General features: G+C 29.1%; 14 protein-coding genes. 13 read left to right on the forward strand and 1 reads right to left on the reverse strand.

What is annotated here, in order from left to right; genetic code table 11:
* The first annotated feature begins 12 nt into the window (after window positions 1–12).
* The 6 genes from kdpB to AC2A4K_RS07885 all read left to right on the forward strand — a co-directional run bounded on the left by kdpB (window position 13) and on the right by AC2A4K_RS07885 (window position 7,686).
* Window positions 13–2,079 (forward strand): potassium-transporting ATPase subunit KdpB, encoded by a 2,067-nt coding sequence (gene kdpB / locus AC2A4K_RS07860; RefSeq protein WP_322503497.1) that lies wholly within the window; start codon window positions 13–15, stop codon window positions 2,077–2,079.
* A gap of 14 nt (window positions 2,080–2,093) precedes the next feature.
* Window positions 2,094–2,690, forward strand: coding sequence for a potassium-transporting ATPase subunit KdpC (gene kdpC / locus AC2A4K_RS07865; RefSeq protein WP_322503496.1), 597 nt, complete (start codon window positions 2,094–2,096; stop codon window positions 2,688–2,690).
* An 11-nt stretch (window positions 2,691–2,701) separates the two neighbouring features.
* Window positions 2,702–5,404 (forward strand): sensor histidine kinase KdpD, encoded by a 2,703-nt coding sequence (locus tag AC2A4K_RS07870; protein ID WP_322503495.1) that lies wholly within the window; start codon window positions 2,702–2,704, stop codon window positions 5,402–5,404.
* The gene (locus AC2A4K_RS07875) at window positions 5,379–6,092 is read left to right on the forward strand and encodes a response regulator transcription factor (RefSeq protein WP_322503494.1); all 714 of its coding nucleotides are present in this window, start codon (window positions 5,379–5,381) and stop codon (window positions 6,090–6,092) included. The genes AC2A4K_RS07870 and AC2A4K_RS07875 overlap by 26 nt, the downstream gene beginning before the upstream one ends.
* Before the next feature lies 1 nt (window position 6,093).
* Complete coding sequence (locus AC2A4K_RS07880; protein WP_322503493.1) at window positions 6,094–6,465, forward strand: hypothetical protein; 372 nt, start codon at window positions 6,094–6,096, stop codon at window positions 6,463–6,465.
* Window positions 6,466–6,705: 240 nt separating this feature from the next.
* Window positions 6,706–7,686 carry a hypothetical protein gene (locus tag AC2A4K_RS07885; protein WP_322503492.1) on the forward strand — a complete coding sequence of 327 codons (981 nt, stop codon included), beginning with the start codon at window positions 6,706–6,708 and terminating at the stop codon, window positions 7,684–7,686.
* 42 nt (window positions 7,687–7,728) lie between these two features.
* Here the strand turns inward: AC2A4K_RS07885 and yjeM are convergent, their stop codons facing one another.
* Window positions 7,729–9,399 (reverse strand): glutamate/gamma-aminobutyrate family transporter YjeM, encoded by a 1,671-nt coding sequence (gene yjeM, locus AC2A4K_RS07890; protein ID WP_322503491.1) that lies wholly within the window; start codon window positions 9,397–9,399, stop codon window positions 7,729–7,731.
* A gap of 313 nt (window positions 9,400–9,712) precedes the next feature.
* Between yjeM and AC2A4K_RS07895 the strand changes: the two genes are divergently transcribed.
* The 7 genes from AC2A4K_RS07895 (at window position 9,713) to AC2A4K_RS07925 (ending at window position 22,201) form a co-directional block, all read left to right on the forward strand.
* A complete protein-coding gene (locus tag AC2A4K_RS07895) occupies window positions 9,713–10,159 on the forward strand; it encodes a rhodanese-like domain-containing protein (protein ID WP_322503490.1) in 447 nt (148 codons plus the stop codon).
* Window positions 10,160–10,495: 336 nt separating this feature from the next.
* Window positions 10,496–10,618: a CPC_1213 family protein gene (locus tag AC2A4K_RS07900; RefSeq protein WP_322503489.1), complete on the forward strand. Its 123-nt coding sequence runs from the start codon at window positions 10,496–10,498 to the stop codon at window positions 10,616–10,618.
* 688 nt (window positions 10,619–11,306) lie between these two features.
* A complete protein-coding gene (lacZ, locus tag AC2A4K_RS07905; RefSeq protein WP_322503488.1) occupies window positions 11,307–15,647 on the forward strand; it encodes a beta-galactosidase, LacZ type in 4,341 nt (1,446 codons plus the stop codon).
* Between the two features lie 187 nt (window positions 15,648–15,834).
* Window positions 15,835–18,321 (forward strand): CoA-disulfide reductase, encoded by a 2,487-nt coding sequence (locus AC2A4K_RS07910; protein ID WP_322503487.1) that lies wholly within the window; start codon window positions 15,835–15,837, stop codon window positions 18,319–18,321.
* A 318-nt stretch (window positions 18,322–18,639) separates the two neighbouring features.
* On the forward strand, window positions 18,640–19,119 hold the full coding sequence (locus tag AC2A4K_RS07915) for a DUF4352 domain-containing protein (RefSeq protein WP_322503486.1): 480 nt from the start codon (window positions 18,640–18,642) through the stop codon (window positions 19,117–19,119).
* Between the two features lie 552 nt (window positions 19,120–19,671).
* A complete protein-coding gene (locus tag AC2A4K_RS07920) occupies window positions 19,672–20,835 on the forward strand; it encodes a dicarboxylate/amino acid:cation symporter (RefSeq protein ID WP_322503485.1) in 1,164 nt (387 codons plus the stop codon).
* A gap of 115 nt (window positions 20,836–20,950) precedes the next feature.
* Window positions 20,951–22,201: a Gfo/Idh/MocA family protein gene (locus AC2A4K_RS07925; protein WP_322503484.1), complete on the forward strand. Its 1,251-nt coding sequence runs from the start codon at window positions 20,951–20,953 to the stop codon at window positions 22,199–22,201.
* Window positions 22,202–22,257 lie beyond the last annotated feature (56 nt).

Raw genomic sequence — 22,257 nt, forward strand, 5'->3', positions numbered from 1 at the left:
GAGGAGAAAAATATGAAGGAGAAAGAAAATTCTTTATTTAATAGAAAAATGATTAAAAGAGCTATAAAAGATTCTTTTATAAAATTAAATCCAAAGATTCAATTACAAAATCCAGTAATGTTTATAGTATATATAGCTTCTATATTAACAACCGGTTTATATATATTTTCATTATTCGGAATAAAAGATAACTCGCCATCTTTTATATTAGGAATTTCGATTTTACTTTGGTTTACTGTTTTATTTGCTAATTTTGCTGAAGCTATTGCAGAAGGTAGAGGAAAGGCACAAGCTGATGCTTTACGTTCTGCTAAAAAAGATATTTCAGCTAATAGAATAGATTCTATAGAAACAAAGGAAAGAGTTAGTAAGGTTAATTCAACTGAGTTAAGAAAAGGAGACTTAATAATAGTAAAAGCTGGAGAGCAAATACCAGCTGACGGAGATGTAATTTATGGAGCAGCATCAGTGGATGAGAGTGCAATAACAGGCGAATCAGCCCCTGTTATAAGAGAAAGTGGTGGAGATAGGAGTGCTGTAACTGGTGGAACTCAAGTTATATCAGACTATATAGTGATTAAGGTAAGTAATAATCCTGGAGAAAGTTTTATGGACAAAATGATAGCTATGGTAGAGGGAGCATCTAGAAAGAAAACTCCAAATGAAATAGCACTTCAAATATTATTAGTTTCTCTTACAATAATATTTTTAGTTGTTACAGTATCATTATATGCTTATTCGGAATTTGCTTCAAATCAGAGTGGAGTTATAAATAGTACTTCAGTAACTTCATTACTAGCTTTACTAGTTTGCCTTGCACCTACGACAATAGGAGCTTTACTTTCTGCTATTGGAATAGCTGGAATGAGTAGATTAAATCAAGCTAATGTACTAGCTATGAGTGGAAGAGCTATCGAAGCTGCAGGGGATGTTGATATTTTAATGCTAGATAAGACTGGTACAATTACTTTAGGAAATAGACAAGCTAGTGAGTTTTTACCTGTAGATGGAGTTGATATAGAAGAACTTGCAGATGCTGCTCAGTTATCATCTTTAGCAGATGAAACTCCAGAAGGAAGAAGTATAGTTATCTTAGCAAAGGAACAGTTCGGAATTAGAGGAAGAAATTTAAGTTCTTCAAATGCTAATTTTATTGAATTCACTGCTAAAACAAGAATGAGTGGAGTTGATTTTAATGGAGATGAAATAAGAAAAGGATCAGCAGATTCCATAAAAAAATATATAACTGAAAATGGCGGAGTTTTTTCTGAGGAATGTGAAAAAAAGGTTGAAGAGATTGCTAAAAAGGGGGGGACACCCTTAGTAGTGGCTAAAAATTATAAAATTCTAGGAATAATATATCTAAAAGACATAGTAAAAAGAGGGGTTAAAGAAAAATTTTCTGATTTAAGAAAAATGGGAATAAAGACAATAATGATAACTGGAGATAATCCACTTACTGCGGCGGCAATTGCAGCAGAGGCTGGGGTAGATGATTTTTTAGCAGAAGCTACTCCAGAAGGTAAGTTAAATATGATAAGAGACTTTCAAAAGAAGGGACATTTAGTAGCTATGACTGGAGATGGAACTAATGATGCACCAGCCTTAGCACAGGCAGACGTGGCGGTAGCTATGAATACAGGAACACAAGCAGCTAAAGAAGCTGGGAATATGGTTGATTTAGATTCATCACCAACTAAATTAATAGATATAGTAAGAATTGGAAAACAACTTCTTATGACTAGAGGAGCACTTACAACTTTTAGTATAGCAAATGATATAGCAAAATATTTTGCTATAATTCCTCCACTTTTTATAGGACTATTTCCTGAGCTTTCAAAGTTGAATATTATGGGATTAAGTAGTCCAGAAAGTGCAATACTATCTGCTGTTATATATAATGCTTTTATCATAATCGCTTTAATTCCATTAGCGCTTAAGGGTGTTAAATATAGAGAAGTTTCAGCTAATAATCTATTATCAAGGAACTTGTTTGTATATGGTCTAGGAGGTATTATAGCTCCATTTATAGCTATAAAAGTTATAGATATATTAATAACAATGTTAGGTATAGTTTAAAGAGGAGGATTAATATGAAGATTATTAAAAAGTCTATTTTAGCTCTTTTAATTTTCACAATATTATGTGGAATAATTTATCCGGTTTCAACAACAGTATTAGCGCAGGTTTTCTTTAAGGAAGAGGCTAATGGAAGCATTATAGAAATAGATGGGAAAAAATATGGAAGTGAATTATTAGGTCAACAATTCACAGATGATAAATATTTGTGGGGAAGGATTATGAATATAAATGTAGAAATATTTAAGGATGATAATGGAGATCCGTTAATGTATTCATCTCCATCAAACTTAAGTCCAGCAAGTGACGAGTATGAAAAATTAGTTGAAGAGAGAATAGAGAAGATTAAAAAATCAAATCCTGATATGAGAGAAGAAGCAATTCCAGTAGATTTAGTTACTTCTTCAGGAAGTGGATTAGATCCTCATATTTCCGTGGCAGCAGCTAAATATCAATCAAAAAGAATTGCTGAAACAAGGAATTTAAGTGTAGGGGAAGTAAATAGCATTATAGATAAATATACAACAGGAAGATTTTTAGGCGTCTTTGGAGAGAAGGTAGTCAATGTTTTACAAGTTAATCTTGCTTTGGATGGAATATTAAAAGAATAGGGGGATTATAAATGAGGGAAACTCGTCCTAATCCAGAGAAAATATTGAAAGAGATAAATAAGAATGAAAGAGATAGTAAAAAAGGAAAACTTAAAATTTTTTTTGGATATGCTGCTGGAGTTGGAAAAACATATGCAATGTTAGAAGCAGCTCATTCAGCAAAAGATATGGGGTTAGATGTTGTTGTTGGATATGTTGAACCACATACAAGGCCGGAGACAATAGCACTTTTAGAGGGACTAGAATTGCTACCTAATTTAGAAATATCATATAGAGAAATGATATTAAAGGAATTTAATTTAGATATGGCTTTAGAGAGAAAACCTGATTTAATAATCGTAGACGAGTTAGCTCATACAAATGTTAAAGGTCTTAGGCATGAAAAGAGATATATCGATATAGAGGAATTGCTAGATGCTGGAATAGATGTTTATACAACTCTTAATGTCCAACATATAGAGAGTTTAAATGATGTAGTGGCATCTATAACTAATATAGTTGTTAAAGAGAGAATACCTGATAGAATATTTAAAAATGCTTTTCAAATTGAATTAATAGATGTAGACCCATCAGTTCTAATGGAAAGATTAAATGAGGGGAAAATATATGTTAAGAAGCAGGCTAAAAAAGCATTAAAAAACTTTTTTATAAGAGAAAATTTGGTTGCTTTAAGGGAGTTAGCATTAAGAGAAACTGCCAATAGTGTAAATAAAGAGGTTATGATAAATAAAAGTGAGAATGCTTATCATACTAATGAGCACATATTGGTATGTTTAAGTTCTTCTCCTTCAAATAGTAAGGTAATTAGAACAGCGGCAAGGATGGCAGAAGCTTTTCATGGAAAGTTTACAGCCTTATTTGTTGAAACAACTTCATCAAAGGAATTGAAAGAGGGGAATATTGGAAGGTTAAGAGAGCATGTTAAATTAGCAAAAGACTTAGGTGCTAAAATAGAAACAGTTTATGGAGATGATGTTGCATATCAAGTTTCAGAGTTTTCTAAAATAAGTTCAGTTTCAAAGGTCATAATAGGAAGGACTAAGAAAAAAAGACACCCTTGGTCAAGACTAGGTATTGTAGATAGATTAATAGAGTTAGCACCAGAACTAGATGTTTATATAATACCTGACGAAGAAGAAACTACAGAATATATAAATAAAATTGTCTTAAATAAAGAAAAAATAACAACTAAAGATTCTTTTAAGACTTTAGGAATTTTAATTATGGCAATTGTTGTAAGTATATTCTTTGAAAACTTAGGTTTTAGTGAAGCTAATATAATAATAGTATTCATTTTAGGTGTCTTAATAATAGCAAAGGAAACCTATGGAAGAATATATGGAGTTTTATCTTCTTTATTTAGTGTTTTACTATTTAATTTTTTCTTCACAGAACCTAAATTTACTCTTGATGCATATGATACAAGCTATATAGTTACATTTTTAATAATGCTTATATCAGCTTTAATAACTAGTACACTTACAAATAAAGTGAAAGTACAAGCTAACAAATCAGCAATAACAGCTTATAGAACTAATATTTTATTAGAATCTAGTAGTGAACTTGGAAGATGTTCAGATTTGGAGGAGATTATTTTAAAGTCTCAAGAACAAATAAATAGATTAGTAAAAAAACCAGTAGTGATTTATAAATTGAAAAATGGACAAATTGAAAGCATATATAATTATAAATTTAAAAATGGAAGCGAGTTAAGTGATAAATATATAAATTTAGATGAATATGGAGTAGTTATTTGGTCTATTAATAATAAAAAATATGCAGGAAAGGGTACAGATACATTACCAGGAGCTAAAGCTATGTATATTCCTATATTAAGTCATGAGGATATAGGTATAGTAATAGGAGTAATTTTAGAAGAAGGAGAAGAATTAGAAGAAGGAGAAAAATCTTTATTAATAGCAATGATAAATCAGATATCTTTTGTAATTGATAATTATATTTTAGAAGAAGCCAAAAAAAGAGCATTAATGCAGGCTGAGAATGAAAAATTTAGAGCGAATTTATTAAGAGCTGTTTCTCATGATTTAAGAACGCCTTTAACTAGCATATCCGGAAGTGCAAGTTCGCTTTTAAACAATAATTTTGATGAAGAAACTAAAAGGAAATTGACATTAGACATATATGATGATTCGGTTTGGTTAATAAACTTAGTTGAAAATTTACTTTCAGTTTCAAGAATAGATAATGGAAATATAAATTTAAATAAAGAAGCTCAATTAGTAGAAGAAATTATTTCAGAGGCTTTACAACATGTAAATAGAAATGTATGTGATTATGACATAGAGGTTGATTTAGAAGATGAATTGTTAATGATTAATGCAGATGTAAGACTTATAATACAGGTGATTATAAATATTGTAGATAATGCAATAAAGTACACAGAAAAAGGATCAAAGATAAAAATAAGTGCTTTTCCTAAAGGAGATAATGTAATAATTGAAATAGCTGATAATGGTAAAGGAATTAGTAAGAAAGATAAGGAGCATATATTTGACATGTTCTTTACTTCTAAGGAAAATAGTAGTGATAGTAGAAGAGGATTAGGATTAGGACTAGCTTTATGCAAGTCAATTATAAATGTACATCAAGGAGAGATATATGTTAAAAATAATAAGCCTAGAGGAACTATAATTGGCTTTAGTTTACAGAGATTTGAGGTGAATGAGGATGAAGTCATCAATTTTAGTTATTGAAGATGAAAAAGCTATAAGAAATTTTATAACAGCTACTTTGGAGATAAATTCATATGAGTGTTATACAGCTGTTAATGGCTCACAAGGAATAATTTTAGCAATATCAAAAAGACCAGATATTATAATACTAGATTTGGGATTACCAGATATGGATGGTATAGAAATTATTAAAAAAGTAAGAGAATGGTCAAACTGTCCAATAATTGTAGTAAGTGCAAGAAGTGAAGATAGAGATAAAATTGAAGCATTAGATCTAGGGGCTGATGACTATTTAACTAAACCATTTAGTGTAGAGGAGCTACTTGCTAGAATACGGGTTGCTATAAGAAAAATGAATTATGATAGAAGTAACACTCAAGAAATACAAGAATTTATAAACGGAGATTTGCGGATAGATTATACTTCAAGATGTGTATTTTTAAATGAAGAAGAGGTACACTTGACTCCAATTGAATATAAGTTATTGTGTTTGCTTTCTAAAAATGTTGGAAAAGTTCTTACTCATAATTATATATTAAGAGAAATTTGGTCTAGCACTTGTGAAAGTGATATTCCATCATTAAGAGTTTTTATGGCAACATTAAGAAAAAAATTAAATAAAAAGTCTATTGATACAAATTATATTCAAACACATATAGGTGTCGGATATAGATTACTTAGAATTCAAGATAAGGATAGTGAAGTTTAATATGAGTATTATAATTTCAAAATGTTTAATAGATGATTTAATAGAACAAATTGAATCTATAAGAAAAAAGATATTAAGTATGAAGGAAAATGTGTATATAAAAGAATGTATAGATAAAGCGAAAAAATATATTGTTACTAAAGAATATGATGAAGCTGAGGTGTTACTAAGAAGTGCTTTAATACTTAATAGTAATTCAGCAGAAATAGAAAACTTACTTGGAGTAATTGAAGAAAAAAAAGGAAATGTTTTATTAGCTCAAAGATATTATAGAGCAGCATTAGCCTTTGAACCATGCTATTTGCCAGCAGATAATAATTTAAGAAGAACTGTTTTATATAATAGTGGGATTTCAAATTTTGATATGGGATAGAATAAACACAGAAATAACCTATATATTAAATTGTTTATTTAATATATAGGTTATTAATTATTTGAAATATGTTAACAACATATATATTAAATTAAGAAATGATTAAGAAAATAGTTGTTTTTTTAGTAATTTAAAAATTGAAAATGTTTAAATGTGAAATTGAAAATATTGTTTTATTTTTAACAATTTTAATTAGTGTGATAAAATAAGTTTGAAATTTTAAACAAAGGATGTATTATTATGAGATACAAAAGATATTTTATAGCACTTATGCTTATATTAGCTATGGTAGTTATTGCAGAATATACAGGAGAAAGAGAAGTTATATTCCCAGAAGTAGCTGCACTTGTTGTAGGAACTTGGGTATTAGAAAAACAACCATGGAAGGTTAGTAAAATAGGACTAGTTTCACTTATGACTTTATGTTCTATAACTGGTGTACTTGTAGTCAGATATGTGCACTTAGGATTAACATTACAAGTACTTATTGGTTTAGTTTTTACAGGTTTATTATTAAAGATTACCAAAACAACACTTGCTCCAATTATATCTGCTTGTATTTTACCAATTTTACTTAGAACTGAAACTTGGATATATCCAATATCTGTATTTATACTTACTATGGCCATAGTATTAATTCAATATATTATGGAGAATAATAGTTGTAGTAAAATAGAAGATGTAAAGGAAGAACTAAAAGAAGAAATTGAGAGTCTTGAAAAAGATCCATCTTTAAGAAAAAAAGAATTTATAAAAATGGTTAAGATATTTTTTATAGTTGGAATATTAACATATTTTTCAGTAAGATTTAAAGAAACTTTATTAATAGCACCTCCTTTAATAGTTGCTTTTGTTGAACTTACTAATTGTCATTGTAAATTTAGGAAGCGTGCAAAAAGTTTATTTTTACTTTTTATAATAGTTGCTTTATTAGGAACATTTTTTAGAGTAGGATTAAATGAATACTTAGGAGTACCTCTATGGATTTGTACGATTTTAGTTGTACTTAGTGTATTTGTTTTCTTTGAAGTTTTTAATATTCATTTTCCGCCAGTAGCAGCAATTGCATTATTACCTATGCTTTTAGATAAAAATCAGTTGCCATTTTATCCGCTAGAAATAGGAGTTGGATGCGCACTTTTTATTCTAATTGCTCTTTTATTATTCAAAGAGGAAAAAACATGTAATATGGAATATAAGATAGAAAAAGTTATTCATTAAAAAAATGAGTATAGAATTATAAAAATTCTATACTCATTTTTATTACTTACCTTTATCATTTGCCTCAGTTACAGAAGCAGCTTTATGAACTTTTGAATGGCCATCATTAGGATTTTCTAAATCTATTAGACCTATTTCATCATTAGTAATATCTTCTTCTGCCATTTCAATTTTTTCAAGTCTATCGTCAACTTTATTATTTATATTTGAAATCTTTGATTTTAAAACATTATTCTCATATCTTCTATATATTAACCAAGCTAATATCCCAAATATGATTGGACCTGAAATTTGGAAAACCACAGCAGTATAATCTTTTTCTGGCAAAGTAAGAGGTTGTATTATTGTAAAAAAGTTAGCGAAACCAACTGTCAATGTTACAATAATTGACCAAACTAAGGCACTTTTATAGGTTTTAAAAACTTCAAAAGGTTTTTCTATTTCCTTTTTCTTTTTAAAGAATGGAAAAGCAAATGATAAGAGCATATACGGTAATGTCATGGCTACATTTCCCATAAGGATTAAATAATTAAAGAACTTAGAAGAATCTTGTCCGCCTATTGAACAGCATAATACAAATATTATTACAGTTATACATTGAATCCACATAGCAGTAGCTGGCATTTTTTCTTTATTTAATCTTGTCCATTTTTCAGGCCAAATATCTTTAGGAGTACCCTCTATTAATTGTTTTAAAGGAGAATACGTTATTGCGAAGAAAGCTCCTGTAAGAGCTAAAAACATTGAAAGTCCTATAAATCTAGCTAGCAAGTCACCTAAGAATATACAAGCGTTAAGACTTAATCCAATCGCTTGACCTATATAAAAACCAAGGTAATTTACTATAATGTAAGCTATATTAGCCATATTTACATCTGGACCAGTTAAATCTCTATTCCAATTAACAAAAAATCCAATACAAAGTATTCCAATTGCATATCCTACAACAATTATAAATGCTGAAATTTTTATTCCCTTAGGGAAGTTCTTCTTAGGATTTTCAGTTTGGTCAACTAATCCACCAACAACTTCTATCCCACCATAAGCAAATATTGCAAAAACAACAAATCCTAATACACCTAAAGGAGATTGGTAGGCTGGATTCGGAGAGTGAATAAATTCTTGAATGTTAAACCCTTGAGCAGTAGTAAACCCATTACTTACTAACACAAATATACCACCAAGAATTAAAACTACATTGGCTAAAGCTACAACTGTTCCACCTATAGATGTAATTTTTGAGATTTTATTCAGTCCTTTAGATGAAATAAAAGTTATTGTTAGGAGTAATATTGTAGCTAATAAGGCCATTGCATGAGGTCCTTTTAGCCCTAATATAGTCCAAGATGCAGTTGTATCTTTTCCGAAGAATACATTAGACAGTGGAATCCATATAGATGAAGAGACAGATACCATCCATATTAGGTTTGAAGAAAACCACATAAATGTTACTATAAAAGCAAATTTAGGATTTACGGATTTTGCCATCCAAGAATATATACCCCCTTTTTCCTTTCTAAAAGCGGAGCCATATTCGGCCATCATAAAAGCATAAGGAATAAAAAATAGAACGGCTGAAATTATATACCATATAATACCACTATAACCCATTAAGTAGAAGGTTCTTGGCATATTAGTAAAGCCATAAACCGATGTGAATATCATAAGTATAAAAGCGGTTAGGGTTAGTTTGTTTTTTTCTTTTGATTCCATAAAATCACCTCTCAAATATACTTTTAAAACCCTATTTTTTATAATTATACAAATAATAACAGTTAAATTAAAGTATATTATGTTAATAAATTCATTATTTGTTAACTTGAAGGAGGTTAAAAGTTATGTAAACAAATTCATATTTTATGAAAATGAGCAAAGATTTTATAGTTTTAATGGTAAAGTAATAAACTTAATACAATAATACAAAATAATTAATTAAATATGATACTAGTAAAATTTGTTTCGATTTGGTAATTTGATGAAGAGAAAGGAATATAATTAAGTATCAATTGTTAGCAAGAGGTTTTAGATGAGTGATTTTTTTAATGTTGAAAAAATGAAATTTATAGATAAGTTTTTTGATTATATAGATTATAAAGAAATATGTGAAAAAGACGAGTACTTAATTTTAGATTTAAGAACTTATAAAGAATTTAATTATAAACACCTAGAAAATAGTGTTCATTTCCCTTTGCTAGATGACAAGAAGTCATTAAAATTAGAAGGGATGTTTGAGAATAAAACTTATTTTTCTACAATGACAAAGTCAATAATTTATATATTACCTAAGTTATATACAATAATTAAGAAAATAAAAATATATGAAAAAAATAAAATTGTTGTTTTAGCTTGTAGACACGCCAGAATAAGGAGTAGAGGAATTTCCATGATTGCCAATATATTAGGTTCAAAAACATTGGTACTTAAGTATGGAGTAAATTCCATATTAAATATAAATAAAAAAGATGTATTATAATTATAGGGGCAGCATAAAGAAGAGAATCATATAATTTATAATAGAAAGTTTTTAGGTGATTTTATGTCCTTAAAAAATCAGAGAGTCTTATGGATAATAGGCATAATTTATTTTTTTATAGGAGCCATAATTTTTTTCTTTGAAGGCTCTTATTTAGGGTGGATAAGTACAATCATATCTTTTCTACTAGGAGTTAATATACTTAAGGTAAATAAAGAATTTAAAAATACATAAGTATTTTTAATGAGTTTATAATAAATCAAATAGATAGCATAGTAAAGATATGGGAGGAATAAAGAATGAGAATTTACACAACATATAATTGAGGTGATATTAATGACTAAAAAAAATAATAATAAAAAGCACATAAATCATAATCCTCAAAGTGAGAGTGTAAAAGCTGTTTTTGGAGAACCAAAGGCAAAAAGTGATGAATTTATTCCAAAAACTTTTAAGTAAGTTACAAACCCTCCTAAAAATATAGTAGCTGTCATTAAAATGGTAAAGGCAATTCTGTTAGAATTGCCTTTACCATTTTATTTACTAATACTTTGAAATATTTATGTTAATAAAATATTCCCTTTTAATATGCATTTAATCTGTTTGTAAATTGTAAAGAATAATATTAACTTATTTTACTTGTTTTTTCTTTATTATTTAACTTGAATTTATAAGATTTTAATAGATATAAAAGTAGAGTCACGATTAAATTTGATAAAAATTTTAAATTAACATAATTAAGTTAATTAACAGAAATGTCTTTAAAAGTTAAACTATTAGTAAAATGTTAATGTTTACATAACTTATCCCTTATAGTAAAATATTACTGTAAATTACATAAAATGTTAATGATTACAAAAAAAGGAATAATCATTAGTAGAATTACTGATTTTTGAAATTTATATAAGTTTAAATAATTTTTTGCATAGCAAAGGAGATTATTAATTTAATTAGGCTGATTATCAAATCTAAACTTATATATTTTATTTCAATGATAGTAATGGTATTTTACATTAGTTTTATTAATTGCTTTTTTCTTTTTTGATGAGATAAATGTTTTTCAACAAATTCCTTATATTTTGAAAATTTGAAAAGAGTAATGTTCATTTAACTCAACAGATCCAATTATTTTAAGGGGGAGAATATTATGATGAACAAAAAAACAATTGCTAAAATTTTAACTGTTGCTTTAAGTTCTGGTATGCTGTTAAATAATTTTAGCGGTGAATGGGTTTTTGCTAAAATGAAAGGCGTAGAAATTGAGAAAGGTGCTTTTTGGGCTAGCAATCCTGAAAAATTTGAGGATAATAGAGAGGAAGCACATTCTACATTAATGCCTTTTAATAGTATAGAGGATGCGCTTAATAATCCTAAGTATTCAAATTATTCTAATTCTGAGAATTACATGTCTTTAAATGGAGACTGGAAATTTAATATGGTGGAAACCTATAATAAGGATATAAAAGATTTTTATAAGACTGACTTTGATTCAAGTTCATGGGATACTATACCAGTTCCATCAAGCTGGCAGTTACATGGATATGATCAACCAAGATATAATGATACTGCTTATCCTTGGGAGTATCAAGACAATATACCTGAGCCACCAGATGTTCCTACTGACTATAATCCAATTGGTTATTATAAAAGAACTTTTACTGTTCCTGAAGGTTGGGATGGAAGAGAAGTTTTCGTATCTTTTCAAGGGGTTGAATCTGCATATTATTTATATGTGAATGGTGAATATGTAGGATATAGTGAGGATTCATTTACAGGACATGATTTTAATATAGGAAAATTCCTTAAAGAAGGAGACAATGAAATTTCAGTTAAGGTTCATAGATGGAGCGATGGTAGTTGGTTAGAATCTCAAGATATGATTAAGTTAAGTGGAATATTTAGAGATGTATTTTTATATTCAACTCCTAAAGCTCATATGAGAGATTATACATTAGTTACAGATTTAGATGAGAATTATATAGATTCAGATTTAAATGTGGAAGTTAATGTTTCAAACTATGGAATTGAGGTTGGACAATATAAGATAAGAGGCCTTTTATATAATGAGAATAAAGAATTAGTAAAAGAAGATTTTAAAGAGTTTGAATTAAATAATGAAGAGGATGCAATAATCAATATTAATACAAAGATTGAAAATCCTAAAAAATGGACAGCAGAAACACCTAATTTATATACTTATGTAATTGCTTTAGAAAATAGTGAAGGAGAAGTAATTGAAACAATAAGTAATAGAGTTGGTTTTAGAGAGATTGAGGTAATAAATAATCAGGTATGCATAAATGGACAACCAATCTCTTTTAAAGGGGTAAATAGACATGAGTTTTTACCAGACACTGGTAGAACTTTAACTGAAGAAAGCATGATTAAAGATATTGAACTTATGAAACAATATAATATAAATTCAGTTAGATCATCTCACTATCCTAATGATCCAAGATGGTATGACTTAACTGAAGAGTATGGATTATATGTTATGGATGAGGCTAATTTAGAGACTCATGGTAGATTAGATGACATACCACAAAGTAGACCGGAATGGACAGCAGCAGTTATAGATAGACAAAAATCAATGTTAGAAAGATCAAAGAATGAGCCAAGTATAATAATGTGGTCTTTAGGAAATGAATCAAGCGGAGGAAAGAACTTCGAGATAGCTGCAGACTGGATAAGAGAAAATGACCCAACAAGATTAGTACATTACGAGGCAGAGAGAAATGTAGGTGATGTATACAGTAGAATGTACAGAACTATAGAAGAAATGGAATCTTATGCTAATGATCCTGATAATACAAAGCCCTATATACAATGTGAGTATGCACATGGAATGGGAAATAGTATAGGAAATCTTCAAAAGTATTGGGATGTTTTTGATAAATACGACATAATGCAAGGTGGATTTATATGGGATTGGGTTGATCAATCCATAAGAATGAAAGATGAAGAAACTGGAGAAGAGTACTTTAGTTATGGTGGAGATTGGGGAGATGAAGATTTTACAGATGGAAACTTCTGTGCTAATGGTTTAGTTTCAGCTGATAGAACAGTTCAACCTGAGCTTCAAGAAGTTAAAAAAGTTTATCAAGAGATTGAAATAAAAGATGTTGATATTCTTAATGGAAAGGTTAATATAATAAATGAACATTTGTTTACTAATGTAAATAAATATAAGGGGAAATGGGAATTAAGAGCGGATGATAAGGTTGTTCAAAGTGGAGACTTAGATTTATCAGTTGATCCTTTAAGTTCAAAAGAAGTTACTGTTCCATTTACAAAGCCCGAGGTTAAACTAGGAGTTGAGTATTGGTTAAATTTAAGCTTTGAATTAAAGGAAGATGAATCTTGGGCTGAAAAAGGACATGTAGTATCAAAACAACAATTTAAGCTTCCATTTGATAATGAGGCTGAAAAAGGAATTGATTTAAGTTCAATGAGTTCAATAAAACTTAAAGATGAAGAGAATAAGGTAAATGTTAATGGAGAAGGATTTAAAGTTTCTTTCGATAAAGCAACAGGTGCTTTAGAATCATATAAAATAGACAAAAATGGAAGTGAGACTGAACTTATAGAAGAAGCTATAAGACCTAATTACTGGAGAGCATCTAATGATAATGATAAGGGGTTTGGTTTTGAAGGAGTATTTGAAACTTGGAGACATGCAGGAGTAAATGCTAAGGTTGAAAATCTAGAAATTACAGAAGTTGGAGATAAAGCTGTAAAAATAAATGTAGATTTTACATTACCAACAAGTGTAGAATCTAAGCTTAATGTTGAATACATTGTTTATGGAAATGGAGAGGTTGTTGTAAGTAACACTCTTAATGCTCCAGAAGAGCTTTCTGAAATACCTGAGATAGGAATGATGCTTCAACTTCCTAAAGAGTTTGATAATGTTACTTGGTATGGAAGAGGACCAGAAGAGAACTATATTGACAGAAATACTGGATATGATGTTGGTGTTTATAATAAAAAAGTAGAAGATTTCTTCTTTCCATATATAGAACCATCTGAAACAGGAAATAGAACAGATACTAGATGGGTAACATTAACTAACAATAGTGGAGTAGGATTAATGGCATCTGGAATACCTAGTATAGAATTTAATGCTTTAAATTACACTCCTGAAGAACTTTCATCAGGTAAACGTCACCCATATGAACTAGAAAAAGAGGACAGTGTTGTTTTAAGACTTAATTATAGACAAATGGGTGTTGGTGGAGATAACAGTTGGGGTGCAAAACCACACAGAGAATTTATGAATGAAAGTGGAAAAACATACAACTATTCTTTTAAACTTAAAGGAATAGATGATAGTGTTTCTCCAATGGAAATAAGTAAAAAGAATTTAAAGGAAGATTTAGTTGAAGATATTAAAGTTGATGGAGTTAGCGTAAAAGACTTTAATGAAAATATTACAGAGTATAATGTAGATTATTTAGAAAAAACATTAGAAAAGCCTCCAGTAATAGAAGTTGTAAAAGCTAATGATAATATAGATGTAGAGATAGAAAATGTAGATACAATCCCAGGAAAAGCTACTGTTAAGGTTACTCATAAAGATGATCTTTTAAATGAAATTTATAGCAAAGAATATGTTATAAATTTTGGAACGCACAATGTTGAGTATATTTCAGATATAGAGTGGGAAAGCGCAACTTCTGGAATGTATGAACCTGTAAGAGATAAGTCAGTAGTAAATAATCCATTAGTATTAAAAGTTGATGGTATGACAAAAACTTTTGATAAAGGTGTAGGAGTAAATTCAAACTCAGAAATAGTAGTTGACTTAAAAGGAAAGGGATATGAAAAATTTGAAGCTTATGTTGGAATGGATAGAGGCGTAAGCGGATATGGACCATCTGTAGTAGCTAGAGTTGAGGTTGATGGAAAAGAAGTATTCAATAGTGATAGAATATACAGCACTTGGAATGGACATAAAGTTGAAGTAGATTTAAAAAATGCTAAGAAATTAGCCTTATATATTGAAGATTATGATGGAAATATTAAATATGATCATGGAAACTGGGCGGATGCTAAATTTATAAAATCTGAAGCAAATAAAGATACATCTTTAAAATCCTTAAAAGTAAATGGAGAAAAGATAAAGGAGTTCAAGCCTGATGTTTTTGAATATGATGTGGAGTTACCAAAGGATTATACAGGAACACCTGAAATAGAAGCAGTGGTAAATAGCAAAGAAGCAAAAGCATTTATTGAAAATACTCCATCTATTCCTGGTACAAGTTATATTAAGGTAATATCAGAAGGAAGTGCTATGAATACCTATAAAATAAACTTTACAATAAAAGATGATCCTTCAGAAAAACCAGAGAAACCAGAGAAGCCTGAGAAACCAGAGAAGCCAGATAATTTACCAAATACAGGACAAGATGTTGCGAACTTTGCCGTTGTTGGTTTAATAGCATCTTTGGCAGGAGTAAGATTATTAAAAAAGAAAAATAACAAGTAATATTAAAAGCATCTTCTTTACTAGTTAAAGAAGGTGCTTTTTTTTGTGTGACAAAGTCACAGAAGAAGTACATATATTTTTTTATAATTATATTGTAAATTAGATAGATGATTATGAGTCTCAAAGTTAAAAAAATCACAAAATAAATCAATAAGAAACAATGTTATTTAAAGGAGAACTTATTATTATGAATAAAAGAATTGTTATAGTTGGTGGAGTTGCAGGGGGAGCTTCTACTGCAGCAAGACTTAGAAGATTAGATGAAAATGCTGAAATAGTAATGTTTGAGAAAGGTGAATATATATCTTTTGCAAACTGTGGATTACCTTACTATATAGGAGAAACAATTGAGAATAGAAGTAATTTAATAGTTCAAACTGTAGAACAAATGTCAGATAAATTTAAATTAGATATAAGAAACTTAAGTGAAGTTATTTCAATAGATAAAGAAAATAAAAAAGTAAAAGTAAAAAATCATAAAAATGGTGAGGAATATGAAGAGAGCTATGATATTTTAGTTTTATCACCAGGGGCTAAGCCTTTAAAACCAGGAATTAATGGCATAGATAAATGCGATAATTTATTTACTCTTAGAAATATTCCAGATACAGATAAGATAAAAGCTTATGTAGATGATATTAAGCCTAAGCATGCTACTGTAATTGGTGGTGGATTTATAGGTCTTGAGATGGCTGAAAATCTTCATGAAAGAGGGATTAAGGTAACTTTAGTTGAGGCTTCAAATCAAGTTATGGCACCCATAGATATTGAGATGGCTAGTATTATTCATGAGCATTTAATAGATAAAGGAGTAGAGCTTATCCTAGAAGATGGCGTTTCTTCTTTTGAGGAGGGCGGGAAAAAGGTTTTATTAAGCAGTGGAAGAGAAATAAGTACTGATATGATAATTCTTTCAATAGGTGTTAGACCAGAAACTAAAGTAGCTCAAGAGGCCGGTTTAAATTTAAATGAAAGAGGAGCAATAATTATTGATAAAACAATGAAAACTTCAGATGAAAACATTTATGCTTTAGGTGACGCTGTAGAAATCATGGATTTTGTTAATAAGAAACCTACAATGATTCCTTTAGCGTGGCCTGCAAATAGACAGGGAAGATTGGTTGCTGATAATATATGTGGAAAACATGTTGAATATAAAGGAACTTTAGGCTCTTCGGTAGCTAAAGTTTTTGACTATACTGTTGCTTCAACTGGAAATAATGAAAAGACTTTAAAAAGATTAGGATTACAATATAAGGCTATTCATATTCATCCTTCTTCTCATGCGGGATATTTTCCAGGTGCTTTCCCAGTTGCATTTAAAATGCTATTTAATCCTAAAACAGGAGAAATATATGGAGCACAGGGGGTTGGAATGGAAGGTGTTGAGAAGAGAATAGATGTCTTAGCAACAGCTATTAAGGCGGGATTGAAGGTAGAAGATTTACAGGATATAGAACCTTGTTATGCACCTCCTTATAATTCAGCAAAAGATCCAGTAAATATGCTTGGATACTATGCTTCTAATATAATTGAAGGTAATGTGAAAACAATTCAATGGCATGAAGTTGATTTGCTAGATAAAAATAATTCTTTAATTGTGGATGTTAGAGAAGTATTTGAGCTTATGACAGGTAAAATAGAAAACGCTGTAAATATTCCACTTGGACAGCTAAGGGAAAGAATAAATGAGATTCCAAAAGATAAAAAGATATATGTAACTTGTCAGGTAGGATTAAGAGGATATGTAGGGTGTAGAATATTAGAGCAAAAAGGATATGATGTAACTAATATAGATGGAGGAATTAAGACATATCTAGCTATAAAAAAAGTAGATAGTGCTCTGAGAAATCAAGAAATTTTAAAAAAAGAAAGTTTAGCTAATATTGAGGAGAAGAATATGAATTCGAAGGAAGTTGATTTAAATAATATAAAAGTAGATGTTAATTTAAATGCATGTGGTCTTCAATGTCCAGGACCTATAAAAAGAGTTTTTGAAGAGACTAATAAAATGAAGGATGAAGAAATTTTAAAGGTTTCTGCAAGTGATCCAGGTTTTGTAAAAGACATAAAGAGTTGGTGTGAAAAAACAGGAAATACTCTTTTAAGAGCGGTAATGAATGATAAAAAAATTGTTGAGGCTTATATTCAAAAGGGAACTTCAGAATCTGCATGTGTAAGAAAATATTCAGGTAATCTTACTAAAGATGGAGCTACTTTAGTAGTGTTTAGTGGAGATTTAGATAAAGCTATAGCATCCTTTATAATAGCGACAGGAGCTGCTTCCATGGGTAAAAAAGTTACTATGTTCTTTACTTTCTGGGGACTTAGTATATTAAAGAGGAAAGACAAACCAAAAGTTGAAAAGAAAACAATTGAAAAGATGTTTGATGCTATGCTTCCAGGAAATTCAGAAAAACTTCCTTTATCCCAAATGAATATGATGGGAATGGGACCAGCTATGATAAAGAAAATAATGAAAGACAATAATGTTGAAAATTTAGAAACATTAATAAAAAATGCTATTGATATGGGGGTAAATGTAGTTGCCTGTGCTATGAGTATGGATTTAATGGGAATAAAGAAAGAAGAGTTTATAGATGGAGTTGAAATTGGAGGAGTTGCATCATATTTAGGAGCAGCTGAAGATTCAGGATTAAACTTATTCATATAAAATTTAATTTACAAATAATTTAATCATTAAGTAATAAAGAGTTAACCTTAATTTTGAAGTAAGAAATTATTAATTGGTTAACTCTTTTGTATTTTGATTAACTTTTTTTCGCAATATAAATAAAAATTTAAGTTTAATAATTAATTTAAAGGAAAAATTTAGAATTTAAATATTGGTATATTTTTAATAAATTTAATGAATAATAAAGATGAAAATGTTTAAAATAAAAGCTAATAGTGAATTTGAATATTGACTTGGAATATTGAGATTTATATAATCAAATACGTTCTTAAAAAAATATATAGGTAAGGTGATTAGATGTCGAAAAAATTCAAAGGAATAATTGTTGTATTAGTTACTTTAATAGTACTTGGAGGAGCAAGTAAAATTTGCTTTAATAAATATGCTAGTGAAGAAGTTTATAATATAGGTGATACAGTTAAAATTAATAATCAAAGCTTCATAGTAAATAGCATCAAAACAAGTATGGGAACAGATAGTGATAAACCTAAGGATGGTAATGAATTTGTAGTTCTTAATGTAACACTTAAGAATAATGGAAATTCAGATATGAATTATAATCCATATAGCTTCCAAGTTGAAAATAGTAAGGGGGAAATAAAAGATAGAACTTTTACAGCTATTGACGGCAAAGAAGCTTTAAATAAAGGAATTTTATCTCCAGGAGAAGAAGTAACAGGAACTATTGTAGTTCAAGAACCTATAGGAGCTAAAGATTTAAAACTAAATTATATACCTAATATATTTAAAAATGATGTAGCAACAGTTAGATTATAAAATTCGGCATTATATACAGTAAAATTCGTAGTAATAGTTATATTTAAATTATAGAAATACATTTAGAAATAAAAAGAGTAATGTTTGTAAACATATTACTCTTTTTATTTACAAAATTTTAAATTTATGTTGACTAAGGATAAAATTCACATTATAATAAAATTAATTCTTAGGAAAACACTAAGGATTAATTTTTAGATAAAGTAAAGGCTATGATTAGAAAAGTAGAATTAATTTCTTTATACAGAGAGAGTCTTCTAGGTTGGAAAAGACTTTAAAGAATTTTTTCATGAGTGCCTCTATGAGCTCATTTCCAGAAATAATTTTAGGTTAAAGTAGGGGAATGCGGGAATGCCCGTTATAGCAGAGTGGTATGTTTGTACCTAAAGAGATTTTGTAATTTAACTTTTATTAATATTTTATTACATAAAATCAGAGTGGAACCGCGGAATTTATACTTCTGCCTCTGTATAGAGGCGGAAGTTTTTTTATTTTATTATGCTTTATAAATAATTCTTTACATAGAAAATACAAAATAAAGGGGGTTAAATTGTGAAGAAATTATTTAATAATCTTATTTTTAAACTTATTTTAGGTGTCATATTAGGAATAATAATAGGTACATATTCTTCAGAGGGGCTAATGTCAACAATTGTGACTATTAAATATGTATTAGGACAAATTATATTTTTCTCTGTTCCTCTTATTATTTTAGGATTTATAGCACCATCTATTGCTAAATTAAAGGAGAATGCAAGTAAATTGTTAGGATATGCTGTTTTAATAGCTTATTTATCTTCAGTTTTTGCTGCTACTCTTTCAATGATTGCTGGATATGTTTTAATTCCTAAATTATCTATAGTATCCAATATATCATCATTGAAGGAATTACCAGAACTTATATTTAAATTAGATATACCACCAGTGATGAGTGTAATGAGTGCTTTAGCATTAGCTTTACTTTTAGGACTAGCTGTTGGATGGACAAAGGCTGATTTAGTAGAAAAGCTTTTAGATCAATTTCAAGATATAGTACTTAGTATTGTAAATAAAATAATAATACCTATATTACCATTTTTCATAGCTACTAATTTTGCAGTTTTAGCTTATGAAGGTGGTTTAAGTACTCAGCTTCCTGTATTCTTTAAAGTTATATTAATTGTATTATTTGGTCATTTTATATGGTTAACAGTTTTGTACTTAATAGGTGGATTGATATCAAAAGAAAATCCATGGGAAGTTGTAAAATACTATGGACCAGCATATCTTACTGCCGTAGGAACAATGTCAAGTGCTGCCACATTACCAGTAGCTTTAGAATCAGCTAAGAAATCAAAGGCCTTAAGAGAGGACATAGTAGATTTTGCAATACCATTATGCTCAAACATCCACTTATGTGGTTCAGTTCTTACAGAAGTATTCTTTGTAATGACAGTATCACAAATTTTATATGGTAAAATTCCTAGTTTGCCAACCATGATATTATTTATATTATTATTAGGTGTGTTTGCTATAGGAGCACCGGGAGTTCCAGGTGGAACTGTAATGGCATCTTTAGGGTTAATAATTAGCGTATTAGCTTTTGACGAAGCTGGGACAGCACTTATGCTAACAATATTTGCTCTTCAAGATAGTTTTGGAACAGCATGTAATGTTACTGGGGATGGAGCTATAGCACTTATGCTAACAGGTATAGCTAAAAAAAGAAATTTATAATAGTTGAAAGGTATGTTATTAAGACATACCTTTTTTTATTTTAATAAAAGGAATATATATGAAATTGTAGAACTAATAATAAAATGCAATATTAATTATGAAGGTAGGGATTATAATGAAAAAAGTAAGCATAGCTGTTATTGGAGCTGGGGCAAGAGGAAGATTTGCTTATTCTTCATATGCCTTGAAAAATAAAGAAGATGTTGAAATTGTTGCAATTGCAGAGCCTAATGAAGAGAGAAGAAATTTATTTGTTGAGGAGCATGGTATAAAGAATGAGCTTGTTTTTAATACTTGGGAGAATATGTTAAAGGAAGATAAATTAGCAGATGGTATTATAATAGCAAACAATGATGAAGGACATTTTAAGCCAACAAAAATAGCACTGGAAAAGGGATATAATGTTTTGTTAGAAAAACCGATGTCAAATTCCTTAGGTGAAGTTATAAGGCTAGGGGAACTAGCAAAAAAATATAATGATAGAGTATTTATGGTATGTCATGTTTTAAGATATACTCCTTTCTTTGAGGCTTTAAAAAATATAGTAGATAGTGGGAGGCTTGGAAGACTTATTAATATTCAACATAATGAAAATATAGGTTACTGGCATTTTGCTCATAGTTTTACAAGAGGAAATTGGAGAAATTCTAATGAAACATCACCATTAATTTTGGCTAAAAGTTGTCATGACATGGATATATTATTATGGCTAACTGGAGCTAAGTGTAAAAAAATAGCTTCTTTTGGTCATCTGACTTATTTTAAGGAAGAGAATTTTAAAAAGGATATGGGAAATAGGTGTTTAGAGTGTCAATGTGAGGAGGATTGTCCTTATTCTGCAAAAAAGTTATATTTAGGAGAAAAACCTGTGTTTACTTCAGTTGTACATCCTAATCCGACTTCAGAAAACTTAGAAAAATCCTTAAGAGAAGGACCATATGGAAGATGTGTTTATAAATGTGATAATAATGTTGTAGATCATATGGTCACAATACTTGATTTTGATAATGAAGTAACTGCAACATTTAATTTGTCAGCTTTTACAAAGGATATCCATAGAACTATAAAATTAATGTTTACAGAAGGTGAAGTCGGTGGAAATGATATAAAAAATATTATTGAAATTAAAAAGTTTGGAAGTGATGAAGTAGAAATTATAATACCAAAAGAAGTTGAAGGAGGACATCTTGGAGGAGATATTGGAATTATGAAGGATTTCATAAAATCTATAAGAGAAGGAGTTAGTGAAACAAGAACATCAGCCTTAAGAAGTATAGAAAGTCATATTATGGCTTTTGCGGCTGAAGAATCTAGATTAAATAATAGTATAATTAATATAGATGAGTTTTGGAATTCAAAAATATGATTAAAGAGTTTAAAAAAGTCAGCTAAGACTTAAGCTGACTTTTTTTATTATAAAAC

The sequence above is a fragment of the Clostridium sp. LIBA-8841 genome, assembly GCF_057782475.1.

Bases quoted from the DNA above. Each gene is read 5' to 3' on its own strand.
- kdpB (WP_322503497.1), top strand. From the start codon at position 13: ATGAAGGAGAAAGAAAATTCTTTATTTAATAGAAAAATGATTAAAAGA.
- kdpC (WP_322503496.1), top strand. From the start codon at position 2,094: ATGAAGATTATTAAAAAGTCTATTTTAGCTCTTTTAATTTTCACAATA.
- AC2A4K_RS07870 (WP_322503495.1), top strand. From the start codon at position 2,702: ATGAGGGAAACTCGTCCTAATCCAGAGAAAATATTGAAAGAGATAAAT.
- AC2A4K_RS07875 (WP_322503494.1), top strand. From the start codon at position 5,379: ATGAAGTCATCAATTTTAGTTATTGAAGATGAAAAAGCTATAAGAAAT.
- AC2A4K_RS07880 (WP_322503493.1), top strand. From the start codon at position 6,094: ATGAGTATTATAATTTCAAAATGTTTAATAGATGATTTAATAGAACAA.
- AC2A4K_RS07885 (WP_322503492.1), top strand. From the start codon at position 6,706: ATGAGATACAAAAGATATTTTATAGCACTTATGCTTATATTAGCTATG.
- yjeM (WP_322503491.1), bottom strand. From the start codon at position 9,399: ATGGAATCAAAAGAAAAAAACAAACTAACCCTAACCGCTTTTATACTT.
- AC2A4K_RS07895 (WP_322503490.1), top strand. From the start codon at position 9,713: ATGAGTGATTTTTTTAATGTTGAAAAAATGAAATTTATAGATAAGTTT.
- AC2A4K_RS07900 (WP_322503489.1), top strand. From the start codon at position 10,496: ATGACTAAAAAAAATAATAATAAAAAGCACATAAATCATAATCCTCAA.
- lacZ (WP_322503488.1), top strand. From the start codon at position 11,307: ATGATGAACAAAAAAACAATTGCTAAAATTTTAACTGTTGCTTTAAGT.
- AC2A4K_RS07910 (WP_322503487.1), top strand. From the start codon at position 15,835: ATGAATAAAAGAATTGTTATAGTTGGTGGAGTTGCAGGGGGAGCTTCT.
- AC2A4K_RS07915 (WP_322503486.1), top strand. From the start codon at position 18,640: ATGTCGAAAAAATTCAAAGGAATAATTGTTGTATTAGTTACTTTAATA.
- AC2A4K_RS07925 (WP_322503484.1), top strand. From the start codon at position 20,951: ATGAAAAAAGTAAGCATAGCTGTTATTGGAGCTGGGGCAAGAGGAAGA.